Source organism: Paramuribaculum intestinale, assembly GCF_030759015.1.
Lineage (GTDB): Bacteria > Bacteroidota > Bacteroidia > Bacteroidales > Muribaculaceae > Paramuribaculum > Paramuribaculum intestinale.
Genome location: NZ_CP098825.1, coordinates 2,153,321 through 2,180,130, shown reverse-complemented (window position 1 = coordinate 2,180,130; position 26,810 = coordinate 2,153,321). Strand labels below are relative to the sequence as shown.

Genomic DNA, 26,810 nt, shown 5'->3' with positions numbered 1-26,810 from the left:
CTGACGTAGAGTCAAAAGGCGAAGTAAAAGGAAAGGAGAGAAGGGCACATGAAGGATGCCTTGGCTCTCGGAGGCGACGAAGGACGTGACAAGCTGCGATAAGCTGCGGTTGGAGGCAAATACTCATCAAGCCGCAGATCTCCGAATGGGGCAACCCGGCGCGCGAAGAGTGCGTCACCGGTCTGTGACCGGAGCGAACCCGGGGAACTGAAACATCTCAGTACCCGGAGGAAGAGAAAACAATAGTGATTGCGCAAGTAGTGGCGAGCGAACGCGCAATAGCCCAAACCGCCGGCGTGGCGACGCGTCTGGCGGGGTTGTAGGACCGCCGGTAAAGTGATGGAATACGGTTAGCCGAACACGCTGGAAAGCGTGGCCATAGCGGGTGACAGCCCCTTAGGCGAAAACTGTGATTCCGGGCGAGGCGGCACCTGAGTAGCGCGGGACACGAGAAATCCTGTGTGAATCTGCGGGGCCCATCCCGTAAGGCTAAATACTACCGAGAGACCGATAGCGAACCAGTACCGTGAGGGAAAGGTGAAAAGAACCTCGAACAGAGGAGTGAAAAAGACCCTGAAATCATGTGCCTACAAGCGGTCGGAGCCACTACGTGTGGTGACGGCGTGCCTTTTGCATAATGAACCTACGAGTCACCCGCGCCGGCGAGGCTAAGGGCAGTGATGCCCGGAGCCGAAGCGAAAGCGAGTCGGAACACGGCGCCGTTAGTCGGCGCGGGTGGACGCGAAACCAAGTGATCTACCCTTGGGCAGGCTGAAGACGGGGTAACACCCGTTGGAGGGCCGAACCGGTAAGCGTTGAAAAGCTTTCGGATGACCTGAGGGTAGGAGTGAAAGGCCAATCAAACTTGGAGATAGCTCGTACTCCCCGAAATGCATTTAGGTGCAGCCTCGGGTGTTATACCGCGGAGGTAGAGCGACTGATAGGATGCGAGGGCTTCACCGCCTATCAAGTCCTGACAAACTCCGAATGCCGCGGCATGAATCCCGGGAGTGAGGGCGCGGGTGCTAAGGTCCGCGTCCGAGAGAGGAACAACTCAGACCATCGGCTAAGGCCCCCAAATGCGGGCTAAGTTGAAGACCATAACGAGGTGGGATTGCAAGGACAGCTAGGATGTTGGCTTGGAAGCAGCCATTCATTTAAAGAGTGCGTAACAGCTCACTAGTCGAGTGATCCCGCATGGATAATACGCGGGCATAAGCCGGCTGCCGAAGCCATGGAACGGTGGGCTGGACCCACAGTTGGTAGGGGAGCATTCCGTAGCCCTGTGAAGGTGTGGCGCGAGCCATGCTGGAGGGATCGGAAAAGCAAATGTAGGTATAAGTAACGATAAGGAGGGCGCGAAACCCTCCCGCCGAAAGACCAAGGGTTCCTGATCAACGCTAATCGGATCAGGGTAAGTCGGGGCCTAAGGAGCAGCCGCAAGGCGGATCCGATGGACAAACGGTAAAAATTCCGTTACCCCTGTTGCGAGCGATGTGGTGACGGAGGAGTGGAAATCCCGCGCACTGACGGAATAGTGCGTTAAACCGTGTAGCTTTATGTTCTCCAGGCAAATCCGGAGGACTTGTGAATCGGGACAGTACCGCGAGCCCCCGGGCGAGCGGAGAGCGGATGGAAACATACTCCCAAGAAAACCCGCTAAGCATATCGTAACAGGGCCCGTACCGCAAACCGACACAGGTGGTCGGGTAGAAGATACCGAGGCGCTCGAGTGATTCACGGTTAAGGAACTAGGCAAATTGACCCCGTAACTTCGGGATAAGGGGTCCCTCCTGTATGGGAGGGCGCAGAGAATAGGTCCAGGCAACTGTTTAACAAAAACACAGGGCTGTGCGAAGTTTAATGATGAAGCATACAGCCTGACACCTGCCCGGTGCCGGAAGGTTAAGAGGAGAGGTCATCGCAAGAGAAGCCTTGAATTGAAGCCCCGGTAAACGGCGGCCGTAACTATAACGGTCCTAAGGTAGCGAAATTCCTTGTCGGGTAAGTTCCGACCTGCACGAATGGTGTAATGATCTGGACACTGTCTCAACCGTGAGCTCGGTGAAATTGTAGTATCGGTGAAGATGCCGATTACCCGCAACGGGACGGAAAGACCCCGTGAACCTTTACTGCAGCTTAGCATTGGGACCGGGTGCGCGATGTGTAGGATAGTCAGGAGGCTGTGAGACGGTGACGCCAGTCATCGTGGAGCCGTTGTTGAAATACTGACCTTTGCGCATTTGGTTTCTAACTCGCGATGCGAGGACATTGCTTGGTGGGTAGTTTGACTGGGGTGGTCGCCTCCAAAAGCGTAACGGAGGCTTCTAAAGGTGCGCTCAGGCCGATTGGTAACCGGCCGCAGAGTGTAATGGCACAAGCGCGCTTGACTGGGAGACCGACAAGTCGATCAGGTAGGAAACTAGAGCATAGTGATCCGGTGGTTCCGTATGGAAGGGCCATCGCTCAAAGGATAAAAGGTACTCCGGGGATAACAGGCTGATCCCTCCCAAGAGCTCATATCGACGGAGTGGTTTGGCACCTCGATGTCGGCTCGTCACATCCCGGGGCTGGAGAAGGTCCCAAGGGTTAGGCTGTTCGCCTATTAAAGTGGCACGCGAGCTGGGTTCAGAACGTCGTGAGACAGTTCGGTCCCTATCTGTTGTGGGCGCAGGAAATTTGCGAGGACCCGACACTAGTACGAGAGGACCGTGTTGGACAGACCTCCGGTGTGCCGGTTGTTCCGCCAGGAGCACCGCCGGGTAGCCGCGTCTGGCAAGGATAAGTGCTGAAAGCATCTAAGCACGAAGCCCCCCTCAAGATAAGATTTCCACACAAGGGTCGTCAGAGACGATGACGTCGATAGGTCGCAGGTGCAGGGACGGTGACGTCCACAGCCGAGCGATACTAATCACCCGAACCCTTTCCGCAGCCTCCGCCTCTCTTCTAGTGAGAGTGGCGGAGGAGAAAGAAACAAATCCGCAGCTGCCGCAGACCCGGCCTGAAGCTCTCCGCCTTGAGCGCAGGCGCTATAAAGGTCACAGCAGCGAATACCGGATGACTCACTCCCTTTCCGGAGTCAGTTGCGATCGCTTCCAGTTAACGATATTCAGGTGGTGTTAGCGTGAGGGTTCCACCTCTTCCCATTCCGAACAGAGAAGTTAAACCTCACTACGCCGATGATACTGCGAAAGCGGGAAAGTAGGTAACCGCCCCCTTTTTGATAAGCTGCCTCCATGGTCACTCCGACCATGGAGGCAGTTTTGTTTTTTTATCGGAGCCATCGGAATAATCGGAGGTGGATCGGATGAAGCGACAATGTACAATCGGAAAAACGAAACGTCGTGTCGGGGAAAAACGAAACGTAGGCAAATCGGAAAAACGAAACGTTGTTAAAATCAAAACGAAACGTAGTGAAATTTTAACGCGCGACGCGAAAATCAACACAAAAAAGAAGCATCACCAACGAGGCAATGCTTCTTTTTTTTGTGTGTTGATCCGACTAATAACCGCCGATCACAAAAGTCGTATCAAGAGCAACTGCGAGGCGCACGAGGCCGTCAAACGTAGGATTATCTCGACCTCCCTCGATGCGGCTCAATCTCGAATACGGAATCCCAGTCAACGCGTCGAGATCTTTAAGTGTTAAACCTTTTGCAAGCCTGGCGGCTTTAATGTCCTCGCCAAGTTTTTTGCGTGCGACAATCTTAAGCTGCACGGGGGCGTCGTTAAGCAGACGAGGTAGTCCGTTGACGATAAACCCCGGAGTATCGGTATCATTAACGCGCCACTCGGTAGCTTGGATGTATGCGCCGAGATCATTGTTTAGTGCCAAAACATCAAACGACTGCCAATCGCGCGGAGTAAACATCCACTCCTCATTGTCAGGGATGACAAATGGCACAATTGTCAATTGTGATCCCGGATCAGAATAAAGCCAAGCAACAACCGTTGTAACCCCCGGTTCGGGATGCTCCTCAAGCGCAATATGAGCCGAAAAGAAGCTTTCGTCGAAGGACGTCACTCGATTAAGTAATTCTTCGTCAGTCATTATTTATCGAATAATTAGTATTGTTTAACTATATCGGGACTTTGCGTCGCTTTCGGCGCGACCATCCTCGTAATCCATCCATCTGTAACACTCAATCGCGGCTTGTATTGCCTCGCAATCTCTTCGCCGCGATTGAGTTTTCTGAGTTGATGGATGCAGGATTGATTATCTCACAGCCTCGTGCTTGACAGTTGAGAGTGCGCGGGGACCGGTATAACCCTCCACGATAGCGCTGCCGCCGTGTGCGTTGAGGGCAGAGATCAGCTCGCTTTCGTCGGCGAGGGCGAATTTCATGGTTGCGTCGCGTTTGCCCTCCCATGTGGTTTTGTACTCGAGTGTGAGATACTTGATACCTTTTACCACGATGGTCCACTCCGTCGAATTGCTCTCGCGGTCGTTGTAGATTACGTTTGCCATTTTTTTGTTCCGAGTTTAGGCTGCTGGATCCGCAGTGTTTGGTGTTGTTTTTTTTGATTACGATGCAAAGTTACAAAAACTTTTGAATTTATCATATATGATAAATTATTTTTTTGAAAAAATCATGGCTGTTAAGGCGCCCTCGCAGAGGCGCAGCGCATCACACTGCATTATAGAGCATTATATCGGAGTAGCGGGCGCTGTAATTAACGGTGGCCGCAACGTCGCTCCGGATAGCCTCGGCAAAAATATTGCCTACCCCTGCATTGCGTCCGAGCCACTCGCAGAGCTCCACGATTGACGATTTGGAGCTTGTAAAATAGATGTAGCGCTGACCGGCGAGCGACGCGATCACGTCGAGGTAGTCACTCAACCCCCACGACATATTATATGTGCTTACATCCGTGGAGAGATATGGCGGATCAGCCAAAAACACTACATCCGGACGGTTGCGATACCGTGCCACAAGCTCGCGGTAGTCGCAACTCGTGATGGTCAAGCCGTCGAGGTAGCCCGCTGCGCCGTATGGTGACGAGACTACATTATTATATAAGGTCTGCTTTGACAGCTCCTCGTACGATGTCGCCCGCTTGCCCGGAAAACATAGATTTGCCGCTAATGTGATATAATCGACATAGCCGGCCGCATCCTCTGCGGCAATCCTCTCCAGGATGCGCTCCCGCTGCGGGGATGCGATCCGTTGTGACTTGGATTTACCCCCCCCCCATTATGGTGCGTAAGTCGCTGATTAGCGCATTAGTGCGCGGTATATTGTCGAGACGCGTGCGATAGTCGTCGAAGTCGTTGTAGATCACTATGGCGTCGGGACGCTCCCGCTTGGCGATATGCGAGAGCAATCCGGATCCGCCAAAGAGGTCGACAAAGATCCGGGCGTCGCGGATCTGGCCCAGCACGCGGCGAAACTCGCCGACATAGCGGCGCTTTTGGCCCTGGAAAGGGAGCGGCGCCGACTTGTATATCTTAGTCATTATAATAGTATTTGAGCACTGTTTGAGTGGTGGTTAAACATTGAGTGTGTACTTGACACCCTCCTCACCATCGAGCATCCTGCGCGTAGCCTCGATATTGGTGTCGTAGATGTGTACGTTGCCGAGGTTGAGCGTGATCGAGCGCAGGGGCAGCTCTATCTGTCGCGACATGAGGTAGAGGTGGTAGAGGTCGGATGGCAATCCGAGGCTTGCGTCGGAGCTGCGTTGATACGCTGAGATCACAAGCTCCCCATCCTCGATCTGATACTGGATCAGACTCAGGCAGGGCGCCTGATTTGTCGGCGCCTCGGTTGCGCCCAAAAACAACACGTAATTTTTTGAGTTGCGCTGCTCCCGGTTGATGCGATCGATCAATACGGGCAGCTTGGCCATATAGGTCGGATAACTGTTGATCAACGTCTGTCCGCAATAATCCCACCAGTCGATCCCGGCGGCCCTATAGCGCTCGATGTCGCACTCTCCGGCCATATATAATGACAACTCCGCCTTGAGTTTTTTGCGGGCGATGCCGTGTGTCTCAAAAATCTCGAGCAGATCGCCCGGCGTGAGCGACAGCTGCTCATTGATGAGGTATGTTATACCTCCCTTTTGTTTTGCTGATGGCGGCCTTGGTTTAGGATCCTGATCAGCAGTTGGTGATATTTGTTAATCCTCGTCATTTTATTGTAGGTTTGGGTTATTTTATGTACTTTTGTGTATCTGACCACATACATATGCGACACACCGCAGTCAAAGGCATATAGCCCTCGGCCGTGCGGCGTGTCGCATATATGTTAGTATGTGGTCAGATGCTACTAACAGGCCGGGGGGTTATTTTTTTTGCCCCCCCCCGGAGGGCTATTGTGGATTACTCCCCGGTAATGCCAAGCAGATCCTGCAGGTAGACTATGTGTCCGGCTGTCCAGTCAGGAGCACAGTCAGGCAGCGCCAAAAACTCCTCCATCGTCATCGGCTTGGCGACGGTCAGCGTCACCTCTGCGTCGAGATTGGGCTGGATGGCGGTACGCACAGCCTCGTTATACTCATCGACGAGCAGCTTATACTGTGCCTCCTCGTCAGGGGTGCGCGATCCCTTGCCGGCAAGATCGTCAAAGCCCTCCGGCTTGAGCTTTTCGCGCGCCTCCTTTAGAGCCTCGTCAAACGGTTTGCGCGCCTGCGAGATGGCGCAGATTGTACGGGTGAGCGCGGCGCGCTGGGCGATCGTCAGTTTGCCGAGGGGTAGGCTGTTGAGCTGATCGCTAACATTCAGCAGTTCATACATTTTCATGCCTCTACCCCTCCCTCCTCGCAGTCTGCGATAAATCCGTTTATGGCGTCGAGCGTCGCAGTCTGATCCGGGCATGTAGCGTCAAACTCTACCGTCAGACCCCCGCCCATGTAGCGGCGAAATGTAGCGACGCTGTGGCCGTCAAGCGTCGACACTACTCCCGCGTCGATACTCTCCACGGTGTTGTCCGCTCCGATTCTCACGCTTGCCGAGATCCGATACTCGCGATTGTCGTCGTGGTCATTGTTGACCTGATAGGTGGCTGCCACCACCTGCACTTTGTTTTTGTTCATAATTTATTGTTTTGAGGTTAGTTATTGTATTGTTATTGTTTTTTGCCCCTCCCACCAGAGGGTGGTTGCCGATGTGCCGGACATCGAGTGTATCTGCATACGTATGTTGTAGGTTGACCCGGCCGCGGGTGCAGGCGGACCCATGCGCAGCTCATTCCACGTAAAATCCAAATTAGTAGATGAGTACTGTGGCATCGTGAATGTTTTTGAGTTGCTGCCGCAGCCGGCGACATCGACAAAGAGCCGATAAGTCGTGCTTGATGTGTTGCGGTTGGAGTTGATCACAAACCTGATACCCGTGCTAATCTGCGTCAACGATGCCACATACACGCGCCATATGCTCTCGTTGCCTCCGCTTGGCGAATCGTCAAACACCGTGTAGGTGGCCGATTTGCCACATGCGTCATACAGACCGATAGCCTGTGGCAGCACCCACGCCGGATTGCCGTCGTTGGTCAGACACCAGTTATGCAAGTCAAAATGATCTCCAGCCAAGACTCCCGCCAAAAACACAGACACGGTCAGCGGCCATGATCCGTTGGTCGTTGGCAGCAACTGGGCGGCATCGCCAAGCGTGCCACGCTCCATACCTATGTAATAGCGCTCGTGCCACGCTCCGTTGTGATACAGCGGCGTAACGTCCCGCGTGTCCCAACATTTGAGCGCCCTCACCGCATGTGTCGTGCCGCCTTTGCGAGTCAGCATAAGACAGGGGTTAGCGTTGGCCAGCGAAAATGTATCCATGCCCGACTGCCGCATAAAAGTCAGGATCTCGTCCAGATTGATGCCGCCGTTATTGTTGGTATTGTGCACAATCCGACATGCAAATGCCTGCTCCGCCTGACACTGTATCTCTGTGCTCAACTCTGACGCAATCGGCGTAATCCTTGCGGCTTGATTATACCCGCGGAAATCTCCTATGCGCCACGGCTCCTCCGCGCCACCTTGCGGCCTGAGATACTCAAACGTCGCGTTATGTATGTCAGCCAAACGACCATATACAGTACCCATGCGGATGCCAAAATAAATACCGTTGTTGGTTTGCTTGGGGTGGCCGATGCGCTCTGCATCGGTCAAGTCAAAATTTTTTGGGTATATGGTGGGTTTGTTGCGTGCTTGCCAGTTGATTTTATCGCTGCGACAGAGCACACTCGCTGATGTTGAGCTTTCGCCGAGCGTTGCCCTGACCACCTCTGCAAATTTTACGCCTGTATTACCTATTGCACTCATGTTCTGTCCTCCAATCTTTTAATCCTCTCCTCGTGGTCAATTATCTGCGCCTCCAGCACGGCCACGAGGTTGCCATAGTTGAGGGCGAGCCAATGATCAGCTCCGCCGGTGTCAGTCACAAGCTCCGGGTATCTTTGCTGCACCTCCTGCGCCAAAAAACCGATACACCGCTTGCCGTCCTTGATGTAGGTGCGCGGGGTGATAAATCCGCGGTTGCGCAACGTCTGCACGTCTGACTTGAGGCGCGCGTCGGAGTAGGCCGTCACGTCGCCGGAGGCCACGAGGTGGCCCGGCAGGTAGGTGTTACCGCTGCCATCGAGCAGCGTCAGCGTGCGCGTGATCGTCGCAAACTCGCCGGTGTACTGACGCACGTAGATCGGCTCTGTGCCGTCATCGGCCGTCGCTATCTCCACCCATCCGGCATTTGACGCCGACCCACCGCAGCGGATGCGAAAAAAGTCATTATCGGCCATTTTTTGATACAGCAGATTGCGCGCGTTTGCGCCGGTAAGCGGGTCAAACGTCAGACCTCCTCCACACCCCGCCTCGCCGTTAAAGCTGTTACCCCAAAGGCTGCGCGCTGTCTGTAGTTTGGTGGCGGATCCCGCATTATAAGCCCAGATGTTACGGTTAGTAATCAGAGTATTCCACCCGCCTGCGAAACGGTTGGAGTCTATCTTTTTACGATAGCGGATGTCTGTCTCGTCGGGATATGTTGTGTATAGCTCCAACGATGACGCACTCGCTCCGATGTTACCAAACGACACCAACAAGCCCGATGCAGCTCCGTAACCGTATATATAAGCGCCAGGGGCGAGATTTTGAAACGCGGTTCCGTTAAAGTAATCGCTTGATATATAACCGGCGCCATGTCTAAAAAAATCCCATCTGTGATGGCCATCGAGCAGATCGGCATTAAGACCACTGGTGTGGCCGTGGTTGCCGGAGTCCCAGATCTTGTATTGTACGCCATTTGTGCGACGATATGCAGCCGTCGCGGAGTTAGCGGTCTCAAGCTCGACAGTCGGCCAGTTGGGCGATCCAAAGATAACACGGGACTCATTCACATTAGCCCATATCACATTGGAGTACGCACCCGCGGTGTTGTACTGAGTGTACAGCACACAGTTGGTTGCGCTGTGCGCAATACGCAGCGGCCCCGTCATCGTGTCGCCGGTGATGTTGACATAGCGATCATCGAGGATGGAGGAGTAGTTTGCCGAGTCGAGGATGGTAGTCCACGGGGACCACGTGATAGCGCTGTCCCTGCAGTTGCGGTAATACAGATTTGCGTGTCCCGCGTCCGTGCCCGACCATCCCATAAGCAACTCGCCCGCGCCCGCCATCGCCGATCCTTGCACCGCCAGCACATTGCCATAAGCGGTAGGATAGCCGTTGTTATACGCCTCATACAGCCTCACCCCCGCGCCATGCTTGTCGCCGCTGATGGCCGTGAGCCACCCGTTAGAGCGCAACACCCTCGACTCGGTGGCATATGGTATCGTAATATTATTAACCGCGCCGTTCTTTGTCCATGTCAGATAGTTGCCCGATGTGCCGAGGGCGGTCACAAATGTCTTTGTCGTCCATTGATTGAGCCCCAAAGGCGTAATCATCCCTGAGTCAGTAGTTGCGGTTGTCACCTCTGCCGCCCTCCAGAGCGTTTGCACCGACCCATCGGCCATAAGTACCTGCGAGGCCGTGCCGTCCGGCTTGGCAAATTTGGACGCCACGAGGCCTTGATGTGCGCCACCAAATGTACCCGCGCTCCCCTCCAAGAGATGGATATTGCCCCATACGTCCATGACCGCCTTAGTCCATCGGCGATTGCTGACATGCCACATGACCTGCGGATGGTGGTGGATATCGTCCTCAAAGCTGCCATTGACCGTGATGCGATGACTAAAATCCGTATCGTTCCACGTAAACCGCTTGTGCCCGCTGATCTGCTGCTCGGTGTCGAGCGTCACGTAGTTGGCCAGCACCGACTCGTCGACGCCACCCGCCGGAGCAGGACCGTTGACCCAGTGCTGACCGTCCCATTTGAGCACATCGCCCGCCGCAAGCGAGCCAAGCTGCACATCGCCGATACCTCCGAGTGTACTACCCAGACCGCCGGTCCCGTAAGCTGTGACGTCGCCGACACTGGCAAGGTGCGACTTGGCCAATATGTACCACCCGCCGCCATCTGTATCAACGCGCTCAAACATCGAGTCAAACTCCGCACGTGTCAGCAGGTGCGATATATCCTGGTGCTCCGTCAGGTAATGCTGTGCTATCACCCATGCCTCTGTGGCATAGCCCTTATCCTCTACCCACGACTGCGTGGCATAATCGGCCAGCGAGGGGATATCGCTCAACTTGGCATACCGGTTGGTCTGCAGGTATGCCGCAAGAGCCGTCTCGTTGAGTCCTGTATCTATTGTCCTATTGACCCAATGCCGACCATCATACTTGAGGATCTGCCCGGCCTTGGGATTGGTCAATATCACATCATCGAGGCAGCGCAGCTCCGTAACCCCGCCGCCCGTCGATCCGCCTCCGCCAGGACCGCCATTGCCATACGCTGTAACATCGCCCACGCTCACGAGGTGCGACTTGGCCCGGATGTACCAACGCTCGACACCCTCGGCGTCGACACCCTCGCTAACCCGCTCAAACATCGAGTCAAAGAGCTCTCTGTCGAGTTTGCCGGCGATGTCGCCATACACCTCGTTATAGCTGCTGCCGGAGCCCGCGGTGACTACAGACGCGCCTCTCCTGCGGGCGCGCCTCTCGGTCGCGGCCACCGCCGCAGTCCTTACGTTGTATTGTTTTTTGCTCATTGGTCAGCCTTGCGTTGTTTTGGTTATCTCGACACCCTCATAGCTATCGCCGACAAAGCGCACCATGCGGATCTCGCTTGTGTCGGCCGCGAGGTTTTGACGATCCGACAGCATTATATATCTCTCTCCTGGCGCCGAGGCGTCAGTCATAGCCGGCATATCCGGCACAAGCTCCGCCGTGCCGCTCAGCACCGTATTGTGTCCGGCATACTGGCTGTATGCCGTGCCGATCAGCAGCCGCTCGATGCGGTCGGTGACTCCGGCGCGGGTCATGCGTCGGATCTGCCGCCCGTCGCCGAGTGTCATCATAGCTCTTGACGTAGGGAGCGCCCGGTCACCCGGAGTACCTACGATCGTATCGATAGACAGCTCCTCCTTTGCAGTCCGCACTATATATGCACTATCCTCGAGATCGCTCCCGGTCAGATCCTTGCCGCTCGATTTGACGAGGTCGATTTTGGGATTACGGTAGGCCAGCCACCGCAAATGGCTGACAAACTTATCCCATGCGTCAGACTGCCGTACTGCTGTATTTGGCAGCCACCCATCTGACCCATCGACAATGACGCCAAACCCCTTGCCGACCCACAGCTCAACAGACCCCACACACGGCGGCATGGGGATATAATAGCCGTCGCCGCGCTTTTTCATAGTCTTGGTCGTAGCCTTTGGATCGCCGATACTCTGACGGTTTGCAACCCATCCTCCTACAGGCGATTTACCATTCCAGTCGTCCCAATCGTAATACTGTAGCCAACAGATGTTTTTAGCTAAATCGGCGGCTGTATAGGGTATCCATTGCCCCTCTCCGCCGGTGTAGGAGTAGGAGCTGACAAAGCTGTCGTTATTGTACAGGTATGCGATCTCGCCATCGATATTGCGGCACACGATCTGCACGGGGATACGCACAGACGCCGGGATGTCGAGCGCCTTGCCGTATTGCGTGCCGCCATTGTCGGCGCCCGCATCCTCAAACGGATTGTAGCGAGTGTCGAGGAGCAGGTCGAGCGACACCCGGAGCTGCGCCCCGGTATAGACTTCGCCGCCCGCCGATGATCCTACATACACAGGCTGATACGGATCTAATGACAGATGGCGCCGCGTCTTGGCGATCGGGACAAACGTACCCGATGTCATGGCAGTCGGCCAGTTGTCGCCATCTCGCGTGATCATACACTGATAGCCGGATCCGAGCGCCTTGAGCCCCATGTATTGCCACACGACCCCGGCGGTATCGCTGCCGCTCCATTCCGCATCCATGCGGCACACCAGCGCACCATTGCATATCTCGAGCTGCGGATGTTGCTCCTGTCCGGAGGCCACCCTAAACCCCGGCGATCCTATCGCCTGGTGATCGCGCTCACCGGTGTAGTACAGATCTCCGGCCGATCCCTTAAGCACCTCGTCATGCTCGAGGGATCCGTCACAGCCATTGGCGTCGGAGTAGGTCGACAGCAGCACCTTGACCTTATTATAGGTCACATCGACACCCATCCGGGCGTCATTGCTGATCCAGCAGACCTCCGTCGACGGCCAGGCGGACGCCGCGTTGAGGTCAAATATATGTACCACGCCATTGCGCTGCACAAGGCGGAGAGCAAACGGTCTCAACACCTCCTCGAGCACCTCGCGGCATGTCATGGGCTCGCCATCCTCGTCGTAAAAATTGGCGGTGTTGACATACAGATCCGATAGCGACAATGGCTCTTTGGCGTCAGGCAGCGACGTGCTGATCGATATAGCCTGCTCCATGTCGGCTATTGCAGTGCATAACAGGCAATGACGGATAACATCCTCTATGGTATGGCGGCCGGTCAAGTCGAAATCGGTGCGGTCGGCCGGGCCGAGATCTGACGCCGTGACCTCCACCACGTAGCCGCTCGACGTAGAGTATGGCTCCTCGTACAGCTCCGTGTCGATAGATCCGCGCCAGTACAGATCGTCGTTGCGGTATATATCGACGCGCCATGCGCCCTCCTCCACGGTGTACAGCCCCACAAACTCCCGGTCGCTCTCCGAGACAAGGCGCAGCGTCAGAGCGGATCCCTGCACCGGATCAAGCTTGGCCACCTCCGCCCACTCGATCATGGCCGGAGCGTCAAAATCCACACTGATCTCTCTGGCGACGTTATTGCCCTCTCCCCATATCTCGATACGGTAGCACGCCTCGCGTCCGGCATGGATCGCCGGGCGATTGCCAAACTCCGTGTAATATGTCAGTGTCTTGCTCATCGTGTACGCTCGTTGTATCTGTTGACATTGTTAAGGACTCCCACCAGCCTGCGGCCATCGATCACAAACTCCACGCGGCCGGCCATGACACCTCCCGCCGGATTGATCAGGGAGCGCAGCTTATCGAGCGGCGCCACCACCTCCGGATTATTGGAGGCGCCGGCATACTCGCCAAACAGGCCGAGAGTCGGGCCGTAGGCTATACCGCCATCTGCAAATTTTGGGATTGCCGCAAATGACGCGAGCACCCCGGCTATAGCCGCTCCGGCGAGGATCCATCCCACGACGGGAGTCTGCGCGGCGCTGTTGGCGGCATTGCCGGCTGCCACGGCCATAATAGCGGGCAGCGCCCTGGAGCAGGCATCGAGGACGGAGGCGCCCCACTGGAGCCATGCGCCGGCACTCTCGCCGGTGAGCCGGGTTACGGATTGGAGCATGTCGCTCACGCCGCCGAGTCCCTGCTGCGCAAGCCGCGATACGGGTACCAGCCCCTCGATCTCCTGTTTTTTGCGCTCATGTCCGTCGCCGAGGATCTGATCGGCGCCCGGTAACTTGATCTTTGACAGATCCGGCGGAGTGACGCCATATTTGCTCAAGTCTATTTTTGCGCCATGGTCAGGCGTCGCCGGGATGATCTGATCAGCCTTAAGCGGCTTTGTCTCCAGACGGATCTCGATGATCTTAAGCTGTCGCTCCAGCGCCTTGATCTCGCGGTTTATCCGGACCTGCGCGCCGGGGTCAGGCTCGAGCTGCAGCTGTGCCTTTTTGATCGAGATAGCCTTATTGATGTCCGCCATGGAGCGCGGATCCTCCGGCATCTCGGCAGCCGCCTGCAGCGCCTTGATCGCCTCCTGCTGACGCTTTAGACCTGCGACAGCCCGGGATATGCGGGTGATCTCCGCCTCCTGTGATGGCGCGAGATTTTTGAGCTTACTCTCATAGTAGGTGATATTGTTGGCGAGCTCATTATACGTCCTGGCATTGGCTATAAGGCTTTTGCCGTCGTATTTGGGAGGGTTGGTCGGACCACCTCCGTTGAGGCCGTTGACAGTCTTTTTGCCAGCCTCCTCGGCCTTGTCGGCCGCCTCTTCGACTGCCTCACCGTAGCCGGTGACGGCCGCGGCTGCGCCCTTGGCTGCATTGCCGGCCGCCTCGAGCTGATCAGCCTCATCGACACCCGACAGGCGACGCACCCACTCCCACGCCGTCTTAACGGCGCTCGAGAGCTTGTCAAACGCCGGCGCCAGGTAGTCCATCACAGCTCCCACGATCTTTGTGTGGATCTCATAGAGCGCCTCAAACGCCTTGACCAACAGCGACCATACAACCTCGGCTACATCCTTGATTATCGGATAAACCGCGTTAAACGCCTTGACCAGTAGCGCCCATATAACCTCGGCGACATCCTTGACAGTCGCCCACATCCGGTCGCACGACTGCCGAAACTCCTCACAGTTGTTGTAGGCATACACTATCGCGGCAACGAGAGCCGCAATAGCCATCACCATCAGGCCGATCGGGTTTGCAGATATTGCGGCATTGAGCGGATGCTGTACGGCTGTCCATGCCGCAGACGCCACCTTGGCGAGCCGCATCCCCTTTGCGAGTTGTGCGATACTCATTACCGCCATCCCGGCGTTAGCGGTAAGGTCTAGCACCGGGCCGGCCACCTTTGCCGCAGACCCCGCCCAGTCGGTCATCGACGCTATCGCATTGTTGAGTTTTTGAGCAAACGAGTCATTTGACTCGCTCATAATCTCAAATGCCTCGTCGATAGCGCCTGTACTGTCTGCCATCGCCTGTATATTGGCCGCGAAGACATCCTTTTGCTCGCCGGTTAGCGAGCCCAGCAGGCGCAGCGCCTCGGCACTGCCAAACAACTGACCGTAGATCGTCTCCGACAGCTGTCCCGACTTGGCCGCATACGCCTGTACCGATGTATCGAGCTGCGTCAAAAAATTGGCAAAACCACCCGCAGCCTTGACCGAGGCTGCGTCAAAGCGGATCCCCATAGCCTCGGCCGCCTTGCTCGCCTCCGATGACGGCTTGATCAGCGAGTTGAGCACCGCGGCAAGCTGTGTGCTGACCTCCGAGGTGTTGCCCGTAACGCCGGTTGTCGACGCAAATACCGCCATCAGCTCGTCAAGCTCGACGCCGAGCTGCGAGGCAGAGCCGCTGACGTGTGGCAATGCCTGACCAAGCTCCGCGATGCTTGTCTTGCCCTTTTTGGCGGTCATCTGCATCTTGTCTTGCACGGATGTTGCCTGATCCCATGCGAGGCCGTATGTCTTGATGATCGTCGCAGTGGTGCCGACGGTGGTGCCGAGGTCGGCGCAGCCGCCTACGGCCGCGCGGGCGGAACGGTCCAGAAACTCTATCCAGTTGTCCTCCGGCACGCCGTTTGACACCACCTCGTAGAGTCCGTTGGCAAGCTCATCGCGCACCAGCGGTATCTCCCGGCTCATGCTGACGATCTGACCGCGCATCTTGTCGTATGCCTCGCCAGACTGCAGCGCCATTGTATTGGCGCGTCGCATCGCGGTGTCAAACGAGTTGTACTGGCTGATCGCACCGCCGATCACGCCCTGCAGCGTCTGTATGGACTTGATGCCCGCCTCGAGCACGATGGATGCGCCCGCCATATTGCGCAGACCACCCTCGGCTTTTGAGGCGCTCTGCGTAATCTGCGCTATCGCCTCGTCGGCCTTTTTGGCGGCAACAGACACCGTGCGGAGAGCGCCGCTCCCCGCATCCCTGATACTGATCTCAAAGTCGATGCTGTTGTTTGCCATTGTCGTTATTGTCAGGTTAATCCGTATGCCTTTTTAGCGCGCTCAAACTCGGCCATCTCCTCCTCATGCGTGAGCGCCCGGCGCGCTGTATCTCCTCTCTCTCCTGCTTCCCACGGAAATTGCATGACGTCAGTAGGTTTGAGAGGATTTTTGGCGTAGGGCTGGAGTATGCACATGCACATCATGCGCGCCCGCTCCCACTCCGCCCGCTCGCCGGACTCCCGGAGGCGCTGGCGTATTGTCAGCGCCTCCGAAAACTCCGCCGGCGTCAGCTCGCAAAAATCGGCGACGGTCATACCCATCTCGCCGACCGCGACCGCGAGCAGCTCGGTTACGCCGGGGCTACTGTTTTTTTTTCGGTGTCAGCCTCCCCGGCCGAGGGGGAGGAGATACCGTCGTAAAAGGCATTGAGAGCGTCCGGCTCGAGATTGTCGGCCATCTCCTCCACGGTCAGGCCAAACTCGATCCTGTCGACATTGCACGCACTCGCTATACAGCAGTGTACAAATGTCAGCAACTCCTCGATATTACCGGAGTCAAGCTTGCTCACATCGTGGCCGGTCGCACGCTTAAAGCGGAGCATGGCCCCCATGGTTATGCGGCAGGGGTACTCCTTGCCGGCGATCACTATGCGGCGCAGCTCCACTCTCGGAGGCGCTCCGGCCGGCATGCCGGCCGCTTTGTTGCTTTTTGATTTTGCCATGATTATCACCTGTTGAGATTACTTATTTGCCGCCGGAGCCGCGTCGCCGCCGGAGAGGCCGCCATTGATCGGCTTGACCGGTCCGTGACTCTCGAGCTTGACACTGTATTTGGAGTCGTCATTGGTCTGACCGTCGAGCTCGAGCGATGTGATCAGGTATTTGCCCGCATAACCTCCGGATTCCTTACCCTCGCGGCCCTCGCCCTCGCGCACGCTGTACGAGGCCGTGATCGGCTCGCCGGTGAGCTGCATTTTTTTGAGCTGATCGTAAGAGGGCATGTTATCCGAGCCATTTGTAATCGTCAGGCCGTCAGCCGAGATGTCCTCGCTAAAGCTCTTTGCGTATTTCTCCGGCCATTTGCCGGCGGCCGACTCCTTGGTCTGGCGCGTGCCGGTCTCCGTGGTCGTCGTGATCTTGCATCCCGTCGAAAATGCCAGGGCCTTGCCGCCGATCGACAGGATAAGGTTAACGCCGTCTAATACTGCCATATATCTTTGTCGTTGTTATGGTTAATACTACGCCGGCGGCTATCCCGGCAAAAAGCCATTTGAGCGTCGGCCAAACGCCGTTTGACCGCTGTTTGACCGACTCCTCAAGCTGAGATCTGTAAGCCTCTGCCTGCTGTTTTGTGTGCCATAGCTCCTCCTCGACAATCTCGATCTGACGCTCCAGTGAGTCGCATGTGGCTGTCACGATCAGACTGTCGCCGTCGCGCTCGACCGTTACGGTCGCACGGCCGTTGTGCATCGACAACGGGAGTCCGTCGGGCAGATCAGGGAGGCTCACGGCCGCGAGGCGGAGGGATGCCACTGCCGCCGGTATCGGCGTCAACCTCACCTGCTTGCGCGTGATGGTGGTCGACGCCTCCTGCTCTGTCGATCCCTGCCCCGCGGCCATCTCCCTTGACTGCGACCGCGAGCTGGTGCATCCCATGCAACACAGGGCAGTCAGCATGATAGCGACAATTGTTAGCGCGCTCCAGTGCCTCGCGCAATTTTTTGACCTCGTTACGAGTCTCATCTAATTCTTTTATAATTGGTTTTAACAGGTTGTCAACCAGTATCCTTGTGGCTGACTCTGTATTGGTTATCTTAATAGTCTCGGCCTCTGCCCGCGCTTTTTGGGCTTGGGCTTTGGCGGACTCCGCATCGGCGTTGGCTTGCCGGATCTTGGCGCGGAGTGTCGCAAATCCGATGGCCAACCCTACTATACCCCCGCTCCCGGCAAGGGCTATCACGTCTGTTATGGTCATACCTCATAGCGTTGGCATTACTGGTTGATACCTATTGACCTGAGCCACCTCTGCACGTCAAAGCTCGGGCACGCCTTGGCCGCGAGCTCATTATGCCCGACGATGCGGACCAATGGGAAGCGCCGGTGAAAATCACGCACATAGCGCTCCATGGCACTGCGTTGCATGACGGTGCGGGTGTCTGCGGGCGTCTTGCCATCGAGGGCGCATCCGCCGGCGTAGGCGACATGACGGCTTACAGAGTTGTAGCCTGCCGCGCCGTTGGTGATCTCCCACGGATCCACATTGGCATCCTCGTTGTTGTCGACAAGGCGCTCCACCGTGCCGTCAAGGTGGATCAGATCGGTATATCCGACCTGCCTCCAGCCCCGACCGCCCGCCGCCACCGGGGCTGTGTGCCACCTGCGGATGTCATCCGCGGTGACCTCACGGCCCTCAGGCGTGGCGGTGCAGTGCAACACGAGATATTTGAGCTTTGCCATGGTGATTACTCTACGGTGTCCTGTACGATCGCGAGCACTCCGGCCCCATCGTTGCGCATACGGCGGCCGCCGGCGCGCACTAAAAATGAGTAGATGTCGCCGTAGTAGGTCGGATCGTCCTCATTGCTGTACATCTTGACCTCACCCAGGGCGCGGCACACGCTCTGCTCATGCCATGCCAGAGCGGCGGCGCAGTCGGTAGCGGCAGCCTCGGCGACAAGAGCGCCGTCAGCATCGACGGCGGCCACAGTCGAGCGCAGCATCACGTTAAAACTGTGGAGTTTGCCCACTACGCCGTTAACGGCGTCGGCACACGCCAAAAAGGCCATGCCCTCTGTCTTGGTGAGGCTCGCGAGCAGCTGCGAGTACATCTGTGCATCGAGCAACAGATAGCGGCCCTCCTGCGGGATGTCGGCGGCGTTAAACGCTGTCATCGCGGCCAGTACATCGTCTGCCGTAAACGCCTTGCGCTTGCCGGTCGCGGAGGGTGTATGGGCGTCGACCGCTCTGCCGGTGGTCTTGAGTGTGCACTCTGCGTCAGTCGGGAGCCATGCCGCGATAAACGACTTGGCCACCTCGTCGAGCAGCTTGAGCTTATCCTGGCGCAGGATGCTCTCGCGCTTGTCATACGACAGCTCGACAGTGTCGGCGTGCGGGATATGCACGGGATCGGTGGTGTACTCGTCGAGCACAAATGTCAGATCGGAGTCTTTGCGCTGCTTGACGCTTGCGGGCAATTCGGCGCGGTTTTTTTTGACACCGGAGGGCGCGCCCGCCTGCGGTATGTGCACGGTTTTGCCCTGATTTACGTACTCGTCGGCATTAAAGGCCTTGGCCATAAAGCTGTTCTGTGCAAAGAGCAGCCCCACGATCGACGAGAGCCAGATTTCTTTCTGTACTGCCATTTTTTTTGGTTGATTTATTGGTTATATACTTGATTGATCAGAGGTTTGGCTCACGGCCAAATTTTTCGCGGAATTTGGCCTTAAACACCTCCGGCGCACTGTCGCGCAGCTCTATGAGGCGGCCGGCGCGGTCGAGCTCATCCCAGCTCTTGTTGTGCCACTCGGTCGACTCTGCCGACGATCCGCTCAGTACAATATCCTGCATGACGCTGCGGCGGGGCTTGAGCGATGCGAGCGCCGCCTTGCCGTCCTCAAAACTGGTTTTGAGGATGTTTTCAAATGTCTGGCGGTTTGTGGCATTGATGCGGCCGTCGCGCTGTGCAGCGTCGAGCAGCGCCTTGCGCTCCGCAGCTTTGGCGGCCTCGATGGCAGCCCCCTGCTCCTGCAGCTTTGTCTCAAGGTTGGTTACCTTGGTTTTGAGAGAGGCTGACTCCGCGGCCTCCGCCTCCAGTTTGTCGATCTCAACGAGAGCCGCGTTATCATCCGCACAGGCGGCAAAACGGGCACGCTTTTTTAACTCTTTAAGGTCCATTATATCATTTGATTTAGCCTCCGGCTTGCGGAGGCGGTTATTGAATATCGTGTATATATCCTCTGGCGTGTCGCCATCGATCGGATCGGCGTCATATATCGAGTCGACAAAGTGTCCGGCAAGAGCCTCTTCGGCTGTCATCCAGTGGTCGGCGCCGTCAAAATATTTGGCCTTGACCGCCTCCGGCTCGATATTGATGCGCTTGGCTATAATATCGGCCAGGCTGTCCTCGAGCGCGGCGATCTCCTGCAGGCAGCGCTCCAGCTCCTTGCGGTCGCCGTAGCAGCCGCCGCTGACGCTGTGCAGCATCAGCCGCGCGTACTTGCTCATCGATACCGGGCGCCCGCAAAGGGCGATTACGCCGGCCATGGAGGCCGCTACACCGTCGACATAGATATGTATATCGCCGCGGCTGTTGCGGATGGCGTTGTAGATCGCAATGCCGCTGTAGACCTCGCCGCCGATGGAGTTGATGCGGAGGTCGATGCGGGCGCCCGGTGCGGCGGCCATAAGCTCTGCGGCCACATGCGCACACCGCACATCGGCGTAATCCCCGATCTCTCCATAGAGGTAGATTGTAACTGTGCCGGTGTCGGCGCGTTCTATATTAAAAAACTGAGTTTTCATTCTGCTTTTTCGGTTTTGCAGTGCAAATATGGGGAGGTTTTCGGGCTTATTAAAATCGAGGTTTTATCATAAAACTTTATACGCACATCATTACCACATAATCAGTTACGACAAACATCAGAATTTAACGCGCCGTCATTTAGGTGTATTTTTGCAGCACCTAATTACGTACATATGGCAGAGTTGACAAATACACAGAAAAAGGAGTGGGCCAAGAGCCTATACCTCCGGGAGAGCATGACACAGCAGGAGCTGGCCAACCGGGTCGGGGTGTCGCGTGTGACCATCTCCAACTGGATCCGTGACGGCAAATGGGAGGAGTATAAGGCCGGACTGACCCTGACCCGCAAAGAGCAGGTCAACAACCTCTACAGACAGGTGGCCGAGATCAACCGGCAGATAGCGGAGCGTCCGGAGGGGGAGCGCTTTGCAAACTCCAAGGAGGCCGACATACTCGGCAAACTCTCGTCATCGATCGCCCGCATGGAGCAGGAGATGGGCATTGCCGACAAGATCTCCGTACTGACTGATTTTGTCGAGTGGCTGCGCGCCCTCGATGTCAATAAGGCCAAGGAGATAGTATCACTCGCCGACGCATACATCAAGGACAGCCTCTGACGCTATGAAACAAGCCGATAAGATAGCGCTGCAGGAGTGGGAGCGGCTTAAGGCCGACATTGTGCGCGCGACCCCCGTCGACCGTAAGATGACCCATGCGGAGCGCGACAGACACCGCATACAGCTCGAGGCCAACCCCATCGAGTGGATCAAGTTTTTTTGCGCGCCATACGTCAAGAGCGAGTTTGCCGATTTTCAGCGGCGTGCGATCCGGCGGATCGTCGCGCATGACGAGTGGTTTGAGGTGCTGTCGTGGTCGCGCGAGCTCGCAAAATCCACCATTACAATGTGTGTTGTATTGCACCTGGTGATGACCGGACGCAAACATAATATAATCCTGACCTCCAACTCCAAGGACAACGCCGTCAGGCTCCTCGCGCCATATCGCGCCATGCTTGAGTCCAACGGCCGCATCATCGCCTATTATGGCCAGCAGATGACACCGGGCAACTGGACCGAGGATGAGTTTGTGACCCGTGGCGGGGCGTCGTTTCGTGCGCTCGGCGCAGGCCAGTCACCGCGAGGATCGCGCAATGAGGCGATCCGTCCCGACGTGTTTTTGGTTGATGATTTTGACACTGATGAGGATTGCCGCAACCCCGACATTATCGCCAAGCGGTGGGACTGGTGGGAGCGCGCCCTGTATCCGGCGCGGTCGATCTCCGAGCCTACGTTGGTGGTGTTTTGCGGCAACATCATCGCCCGCGACTGTTGTGTGGTGCGAGCCGGGGAGTCCGCTGACCATTGGGATATTGTCAATATCCGCGACAAGTCCGGCCGATCGACATGGCCGGAGAAAAACAGTGAGGAGCATATCGACAGGGTGCTGTCCAAGATCTCCACCAAGGCGGCGCAGGGCGAGTATTTTAACAATCCCATTGCCGAGGGCGAGGTATTTAAGGATCTTGTGTATGGCAAGGTGCCTCCACTCTCCAAATTTAAGTTTGTAGTCATCTATGGCGACCCTTCGCCGGGCGAGAGCCGGGCAAAAAAAGGCAAGTCGTTTAAGGCTGTGAGTCTCCTCGGCAAGCTCGATGGTAAGCTATACGTCATCCGCACACGCCTCGACAAGGCGCTCAACGCGGAGTTTATCGACTGGTATGTGCAACTCCTTGATAGCATACAAGGTAAGACCTCCGTGTATTGCTACATGGAGAACAACAAGCTGCAGGATCCATTTTTTCAGCAGGTCTTTCAACCGCTTGTGGCCAAGGTGCGGCGCGAGCGTGGCATACAGCTGCATATCCGGCCTGACGAGCGCAAAAAGACCGACAAGGCCACGCGTATCGAGGCCAACCTGGAGCCGCTCAACAGGATGGGACACCTGATCCTCAACGAGGCGGAGCGTGATAACCCTCACATGCGCGAGCTCGCGGATCAATTCTCTCTCTTTACACTCAATCTCAAATATCCGGCCGACGGCCCGGACGCGGTCGAGGGCGGCAACCGCATCATTGACGAGCTGCTGCGCCGCGTCGAAAAACCGGCCACACGCGACCGCCGCGAGGTCGCCAAACTCAACAAACGCCGCATGTAACATCATACACCACACTATATGAGCCAATTTATAGACCTTACCGATTACGATGCGTCGATACACGCCGAGATCCTCGACGCCCTGACGCGCAAAGACCCCTCGCTGGTGGAGATCTGCGAGGATCGCGCCATTGCCGAGGCGCGCTGCTATCTCTCCAGGAGGTATGACTGCGACGCCATATTCGGCGCCCGGGGCGACGAGCGCAATCAGCTCGTACTTATGATGATGATCGACATAGCCATCTATCATACATTTTGCATCCATAACCCTTACAAGCTGTCACCGATCCGCAAGGAGCGGTATGAGCGTGCCGTGGAGTGGCTCAAAATGATCGCCGCGGAAGAGCTGTCGATAGAGGGGGCGCCGATGCTGCCGGAGGAGGAGCGCACCGGCGGCGCCATGTTTAAGATCACAAGCAACCCGCGCAGGGTATCACACATGTAATTATATTGACCTATGAGCAGACGCAAAAACAAAAAGACCGGCAGCACCGGCAACATAGCCAATGCGCCGGGAATGATAACCGTATCGGGCAATGTACCGCGCCCGGGGCAGACCGCGCCCGGAGTCGTTATCCTCACCCAGCCAAAGCGCTTTGGCTTGGATATATCAAATTATATAACCGCGATCAGGACGGCCGAAAATGTCGACACGCCCAACCGTACGCGGTTGTACGATCTCTATGCCGACATTATGACGGACGCGCATCTGTCATGCGTTATCGACAAGCGTATCAATGCGGTATTGTGCTCCGACATCGAGTTTCGACGCGACGGCAAGCCGGACGAGGCTGTCAACGAGCAGATCCGCTCGCCCTGGTTTAGCCGCCTCGTGCGCGACATCCTCGGCGCGCGTTTTTGGGGGTTTACCCTCTGCGAGTTTTGGCAGGTAGACGACTGGATCGACTACCTCCTCGTACCTCGCAAGCACGCGTGCCCGGTGCGCCGGATCATCAAGCGCAACCAGGGAGACAGCGACGGCCTGTCATGGGAGAGTTACGACAATCTGCTGTACGTCGGCGACGCGGAGGATCTCGGCCTGCTTGCCAAGGCGGCGCCATGGGTGATCTACAAGCGCAACGCCACCGGAGACTGGTCGCAGTTTTCGGAGGTATTTGGGATGCCGATACAGGAGTATGTCTATGATAGCGACGATGACGACTCACGACAGCGGGCCATCGAAGACGCGCGCAACACCGGCAGCCTCGCTGTATTTGTGCATGGCAAGGACTCATCGCTCAATCTGATCGAGTCGGGCAACAAGACCGGCTCGGCCGACGTCTACGAGCGGCTGATCGAGCGCTGCAATAGCGAGATCTCCAAACTGATCCTCGGCAACACCCTGACCACCGAGGCGTCCGACACCGGCACTCAGGCGCTCGGCACAGTACATAAAAAGGTAGAGGACAAGGTCGAGCAGGCCGACCGCCTATATGTGCTTGACGTGCTCAACTACGACATGACCGATATATTTGCCGGGCTTGGCATCAATACCGCCGGGGGCGAGTTTTACTTTCCGGAGCGCAAAGACCTCGATCCAACGTCAAAGGTCAACATACTCGTGCAGCTTAATCAGGCCTTTGGCCTCCCCGTCGACGACGATTATCTGTATGAGGCGTTTGGCATCACCAAGCCGGTCAATTACAATCAGATCAAGGCGGAGGCGGCCAAGGAGGCGGAGGCGGCGCGGGCTGCCCGGATGCTCGGCATAGCCGCGCAGATCCAGGCCGGTGACGATGACGACGATCCCGATGATGGCGGCGATGACGAGCCGCATGACGACGGCGCACCCAAAAAACAACCCAAAAAGACACTCAAAAACGCGCTGCGCTCTTTTTTCGGCCTCGCCCCGGACGCCGGGGCAGACGACTGGTGATCAACAACCTGTACTATAACTCCGACGATGCGCCTTCTTGGGGACTTGAGATCGATAACGATCTGCTGGCGTCAGCCCTGGCGTCGATCTACAACCGCGACTACAACCCGCGCAAGGAGATCGATCCGGATCTGTTCCGCGGGGTTGTCGACCGTCTCGACGAGGCTATCACGGAGGGGATCGCCGACGATGAGCCGGACACGGCGTTTGTCAACGCACTGCGCCACAGCGCGGAAGTGTTTGCGGCGTTTAAGGTGCACAAGGCACAAAACGACATGGCGGCGCGGCTGCTCGATTCAAACGGCCGTCTAAAGTCGTTCGAACAGTGGTCAAACGATGTCCAGTCGATAGCCTCCCACCAGTTCGGGCCGTGGCTGCGTACGGAGTATGACACGGCCGTTATCCGGGCGCATCAGGCGGCGGAGTGGCAGCGGTTCGAGCGTGACAAGGATGTGCTCCCCAACCTCCGGTGGGTGCCGTCGACGTCGCCCAATCCGGGCGCGGATCATCGCATCTACTGGGGTACGATCCTCCCAGTGGATCATCCGTTCTGGTCGCGACACCGGCCGGGCGACCGATGGAACTGCCAGTGCTCGCTGGAGTCGACCGACGAGCCGGCGACAGGGATCAAGCATGAGGATGCGGTGGATCCGCGCAAGGATGGACCCCACAAGGGACTCGGCGACAATCCGGGCAAGTCCGGCAGTCTGTTTGGTCAGGATCATCCGTATTATCCAGACAGCTGCTCATCGTGCCCGTTTGCCGGAGGACTCAAAAACCGCCTCGGCATGCGATTCGGCAATAAAAAGAAGGATTGTAACAGCTGCCGCCAAGCCGACAATGCCATCCCCGACGAGGAGGTCGAGCGCAAGAAGCAAAACCGCGCGAAATATCGAGAATTGAAAAACAACCCCGAATGGCGCGACGTGGAATACGACAAGCGTACAGGCGGATTGCGAGCCCAACATGTCGGCCATATCACCCATGACGGCCTCAAGGCGGAGCGCTTCTTTGAAGGTCTTACATCCACGCAGCTCGAACTCGAGTGCCAGGCGGAACTCTTCCGCATGGGGCGCGTCGCCTTACTCCTTGATGAGTCAAAAAAGAAGAATGGAAATAAGCTTGCCGCTCTTGATCTTGAACTGGATGGAGAGGCTATGGATATACGCTCTATAACAGGGCACGGATGGTATTCGCACGCGCTTGCAGCTAAAAACAGACAATTGACCAACTACAATGCCCGCGAAGATGTTGAGCATCCGTCTAATTCCGTCTGTCTGTATTTTCATGACCCATCATTGTTCGACCACAAAAAGATGGTGAAATCAATAGCACAATTTCGACATTATCGTGATATGCACGGCGATCTACTAAAACGACAAATTAAGCATGTTTATTGCGTAATAAAAGGGTCGAAAGAGCTGCTGAAATATGATATATAAAAAATAAGCCGGGTCCCCAATAGGGGTATACCCGGCACACCTTGGCATGATAGCCTTGCGGCTAAAGTCCATTGCAAAAGTAACACTTTTCTCTTACACTCCAAACAATGACACCGCAAAATTTTCGTGAATTTGCCGAAAAAAGGCAAAAAGAGCTCGCAAAACTTCTCCGCAGCGATCTGCCGCGGCTCATGGGAACAAAGGCGATGCAGCATTTCCGGGGCAATTTCGCCCGGGGTGGCTTTCTGGATGATAACCTGCAGGCGTGGCCGTCGACATGGCGCCAGCAGACCCTCTCCGGGGCTGACGGGCAGCGCGGACCGCTGCTGTCGCGCACCAACACCCTGCGCAACCGGATTCTGTTCAAACTTGCTCCGGGGCGCGTGCGCATCTACAACGATCTGATATATGCCGCCATCCACAACAACGGCGGCAGCATCACCATCACACCCAAGATGCGTAAGAAGTTTTGGGCGATGTATTACAGGACGTTGGGCACGAGCAAGGCCACTGCCGACAACGGCAAAGGCCGCCACAAAGGCAAGACGGTGACACATCTCAACGCCACCGCCGAATCAGAAAAATGGAGGCGTATGGCTCTGACCAAAAAGACACGATTTGTGATGCCGCAACGCAAATTTATCGGCCCATCGCAGACTCTCACGCGTGAGCTGCGCCGCACCGTCGAGGATGAGATCCGCAAAATATTAACCCCATAA

At 56.6% G+C, this 26,810-nt stretch carries 21 protein-coding genes, 2 rRNA genes and 2 pseudogenes; 8 read left to right on the top strand and 17 right to left on the bottom strand.

Translation table 11 applies throughout. From position 1 onward, the window contains the following. Positions 1-28 precede the first annotated feature (28 nt). Together NF347_RS09900 and rrf are read left to right on the top strand one after the other, a co-directional pair. Positions 29-2,931, top strand: a 23S ribosomal RNA gene (locus NF347_RS09900). A gap of 178 nt (positions 2,932-3,109) precedes the next feature. After that, a 5S ribosomal RNA gene (rrf, locus tag NF347_RS09895) occupies positions 3,110-3,218 on the top strand. Between the two features lie 284 nt (positions 3,219-3,502). On the opposite strand, the gene NF347_RS09890 is transcribed toward rrf, so the two are convergent. The 17 genes and pseudogenes from NF347_RS09890 to NF347_RS09810 all read right to left on the bottom strand — a co-directional run bounded on the left by NF347_RS09890 (position 3,503) and on the right by NF347_RS09810 (position 20,619). Further along, positions 3,503-4,051: a helix-turn-helix domain-containing protein gene (locus NF347_RS09890; RefSeq protein ID WP_290084103.1), complete on the bottom strand. Its 549-nt coding sequence runs from the start codon at positions 4,049-4,051 to the stop codon at positions 3,503-3,505. A gap of 165 nt (positions 4,052-4,216) precedes the next feature. Continuing rightward, positions 4,217-4,468, bottom strand: coding sequence for a hypothetical protein (locus tag NF347_RS09885; protein WP_107037104.1), 252 nt, complete (start codon positions 4,466-4,468; stop codon positions 4,217-4,219). Between the two features lie 160 nt (positions 4,469-4,628). Continuing rightward, positions 4,629-5,457, bottom strand: a pseudogene (locus NF347_RS09880) (DNA adenine methylase). Between the two features lie 33 nt (positions 5,458-5,490). Next, positions 5,491-6,137, bottom strand: a pseudogene (locus NF347_RS09875) (thymidylate synthase). 188 nt (positions 6,138-6,325) lie between these two features. Beyond that, positions 6,326-6,745, bottom strand: a complete 420-nt coding sequence (locus tag NF347_RS09870) for a hypothetical protein (RefSeq protein WP_290143139.1) — start codon at positions 6,743-6,745, stop codon at positions 6,326-6,328. After that, entirely contained in the window at positions 6,742-7,038 is a 297-nt protein-coding gene (locus NF347_RS09865; protein ID WP_107681641.1) for a hypothetical protein, read from the bottom strand. Before NF347_RS09865 ends, NF347_RS09870 begins: the two co-directional genes overlap by 4 nt. Positions 7,039-7,059: 21 nt before the next feature. Beyond that, positions 7,060-8,268, bottom strand: coding sequence for a hypothetical protein (locus tag NF347_RS09860; protein WP_133165493.1), 1,209 nt, complete (start codon positions 8,266-8,268; stop codon positions 7,060-7,062). Beyond that, complete coding sequence (locus NF347_RS09855) at positions 8,265-11,093, bottom strand: tail fiber domain-containing protein (RefSeq protein ID WP_107681643.1); 2,829 nt, start codon at positions 11,091-11,093, stop codon at positions 8,265-8,267. Before NF347_RS09855 ends, NF347_RS09860 begins: the two co-directional genes overlap by 4 nt. Positions 11,094-11,096: 3 nt before the next feature. After that, the gene (locus tag NF347_RS09850; protein ID WP_107036661.1) at positions 11,097-13,325 is read right to left on the bottom strand and encodes a hypothetical protein; all 2,229 of its coding nucleotides are present in this window, start codon (positions 13,323-13,325) and stop codon (positions 11,097-11,099) included. Further along, a complete protein-coding gene (locus NF347_RS09845; protein WP_107036662.1) occupies positions 13,322-16,117 on the bottom strand; it encodes a phage tail tape measure protein in 2,796 nt (931 codons plus the stop codon). The genes NF347_RS09850 and NF347_RS09845 overlap by 4 nt, the downstream gene beginning before the upstream one ends. An 11-nt stretch (positions 16,118-16,128) precedes the next feature. Further along, positions 16,129-16,413 carry a hypothetical protein gene (locus NF347_RS09840; protein ID WP_133165535.1) on the bottom strand — a complete coding sequence of 95 codons (285 nt, stop codon included), beginning with the start codon at positions 16,411-16,413 and terminating at the stop codon, positions 16,129-16,131. Between the two features lie 35 nt (positions 16,414-16,448). Further along, positions 16,449-16,820, bottom strand: a complete 372-nt coding sequence (locus NF347_RS09835) for a hypothetical protein (protein ID WP_107036664.1) — start codon at positions 16,818-16,820, stop codon at positions 16,449-16,451. A gap of 18 nt (positions 16,821-16,838) precedes the next feature. Continuing rightward, complete coding sequence (locus NF347_RS09830) at positions 16,839-17,309, bottom strand: phage tail tube protein (RefSeq protein ID WP_107036665.1); 471 nt, start codon at positions 17,307-17,309, stop codon at positions 16,839-16,841. Next, positions 17,287-17,775, bottom strand: a complete 489-nt coding sequence (locus NF347_RS09825; protein WP_133165534.1) for a hypothetical protein — start codon at positions 17,773-17,775, stop codon at positions 17,287-17,289. The genes NF347_RS09830 and NF347_RS09825 overlap by 23 nt, the downstream gene beginning before the upstream one ends. A 315-nt stretch (positions 17,776-18,090) precedes the next feature. Next, on the bottom strand, positions 18,091-18,555 hold the full coding sequence (locus NF347_RS09820; protein ID WP_107036668.1) for an N-acetylmuramoyl-L-alanine amidase: 465 nt from the start codon (positions 18,553-18,555) through the stop codon (positions 18,091-18,093). A 5-nt stretch (positions 18,556-18,560) separates the two neighbouring features. Beyond that, positions 18,561-19,460 (bottom strand): hypothetical protein, encoded by a 900-nt coding sequence (locus NF347_RS09815; protein ID WP_107036669.1) that lies wholly within the window; start codon positions 19,458-19,460, stop codon positions 18,561-18,563. 37 nt (positions 19,461-19,497) lie between these two features. Further along, on the bottom strand, positions 19,498-20,619 hold the full coding sequence (locus NF347_RS09810) for a head maturation protease, ClpP-related (protein ID WP_306254168.1): 1,122 nt from the start codon (positions 20,617-20,619) through the stop codon (positions 19,498-19,500). Positions 20,620-20,793: 174 nt separating this feature from the next. Here NF347_RS09810 and NF347_RS09805 point away from each other — a divergent pair, with 174 nt between their 5' ends. The 6 genes from NF347_RS09805 (at position 20,794) to NF347_RS09780 (ending at position 26,810) form a co-directional block, all read left to right on the top strand. Then, complete coding sequence (locus NF347_RS09805; RefSeq protein ID WP_107036671.1) at positions 20,794-21,237, top strand: YfeC-like transcriptional regulator; 444 nt, start codon at positions 20,794-20,796, stop codon at positions 21,235-21,237. A 4-nt stretch (positions 21,238-21,241) separates the two neighbouring features. Beyond that, positions 21,242-22,774 (top strand): hypothetical protein, encoded by a 1,533-nt coding sequence (locus NF347_RS09800; protein ID WP_107036672.1) that lies wholly within the window; start codon positions 21,242-21,244, stop codon positions 22,772-22,774. An 18-nt stretch (positions 22,775-22,792) separates the two neighbouring features. Continuing rightward, the gene (locus NF347_RS09795; protein WP_107036673.1) at positions 22,793-23,218 is read left to right on the top strand and encodes a phage protein Gp36 family protein; all 426 of its coding nucleotides are present in this window, start codon (positions 22,793-22,795) and stop codon (positions 23,216-23,218) included. A gap of 12 nt (positions 23,219-23,230) precedes the next feature. Then, a complete protein-coding gene (locus NF347_RS09790) occupies positions 23,231-24,649 on the top strand; it encodes a phage portal protein family protein (protein ID WP_107036674.1) in 1,419 nt (472 codons plus the stop codon). Further along, on the top strand, positions 24,646-26,091 hold the full coding sequence (locus NF347_RS09785) for a phage head morphogenesis protein (protein WP_237613054.1): 1,446 nt from the start codon (positions 24,646-24,648) through the stop codon (positions 26,089-26,091). The genes NF347_RS09790 and NF347_RS09785 overlap by 4 nt, the downstream gene beginning before the upstream one ends. Before the next feature lie 107 nt (positions 26,092-26,198). Beyond that, positions 26,199-26,810, top strand: coding sequence for a phage virion morphogenesis protein (locus tag NF347_RS09780; RefSeq protein ID WP_107036675.1), 612 nt, complete (start codon positions 26,199-26,201; stop codon positions 26,808-26,810).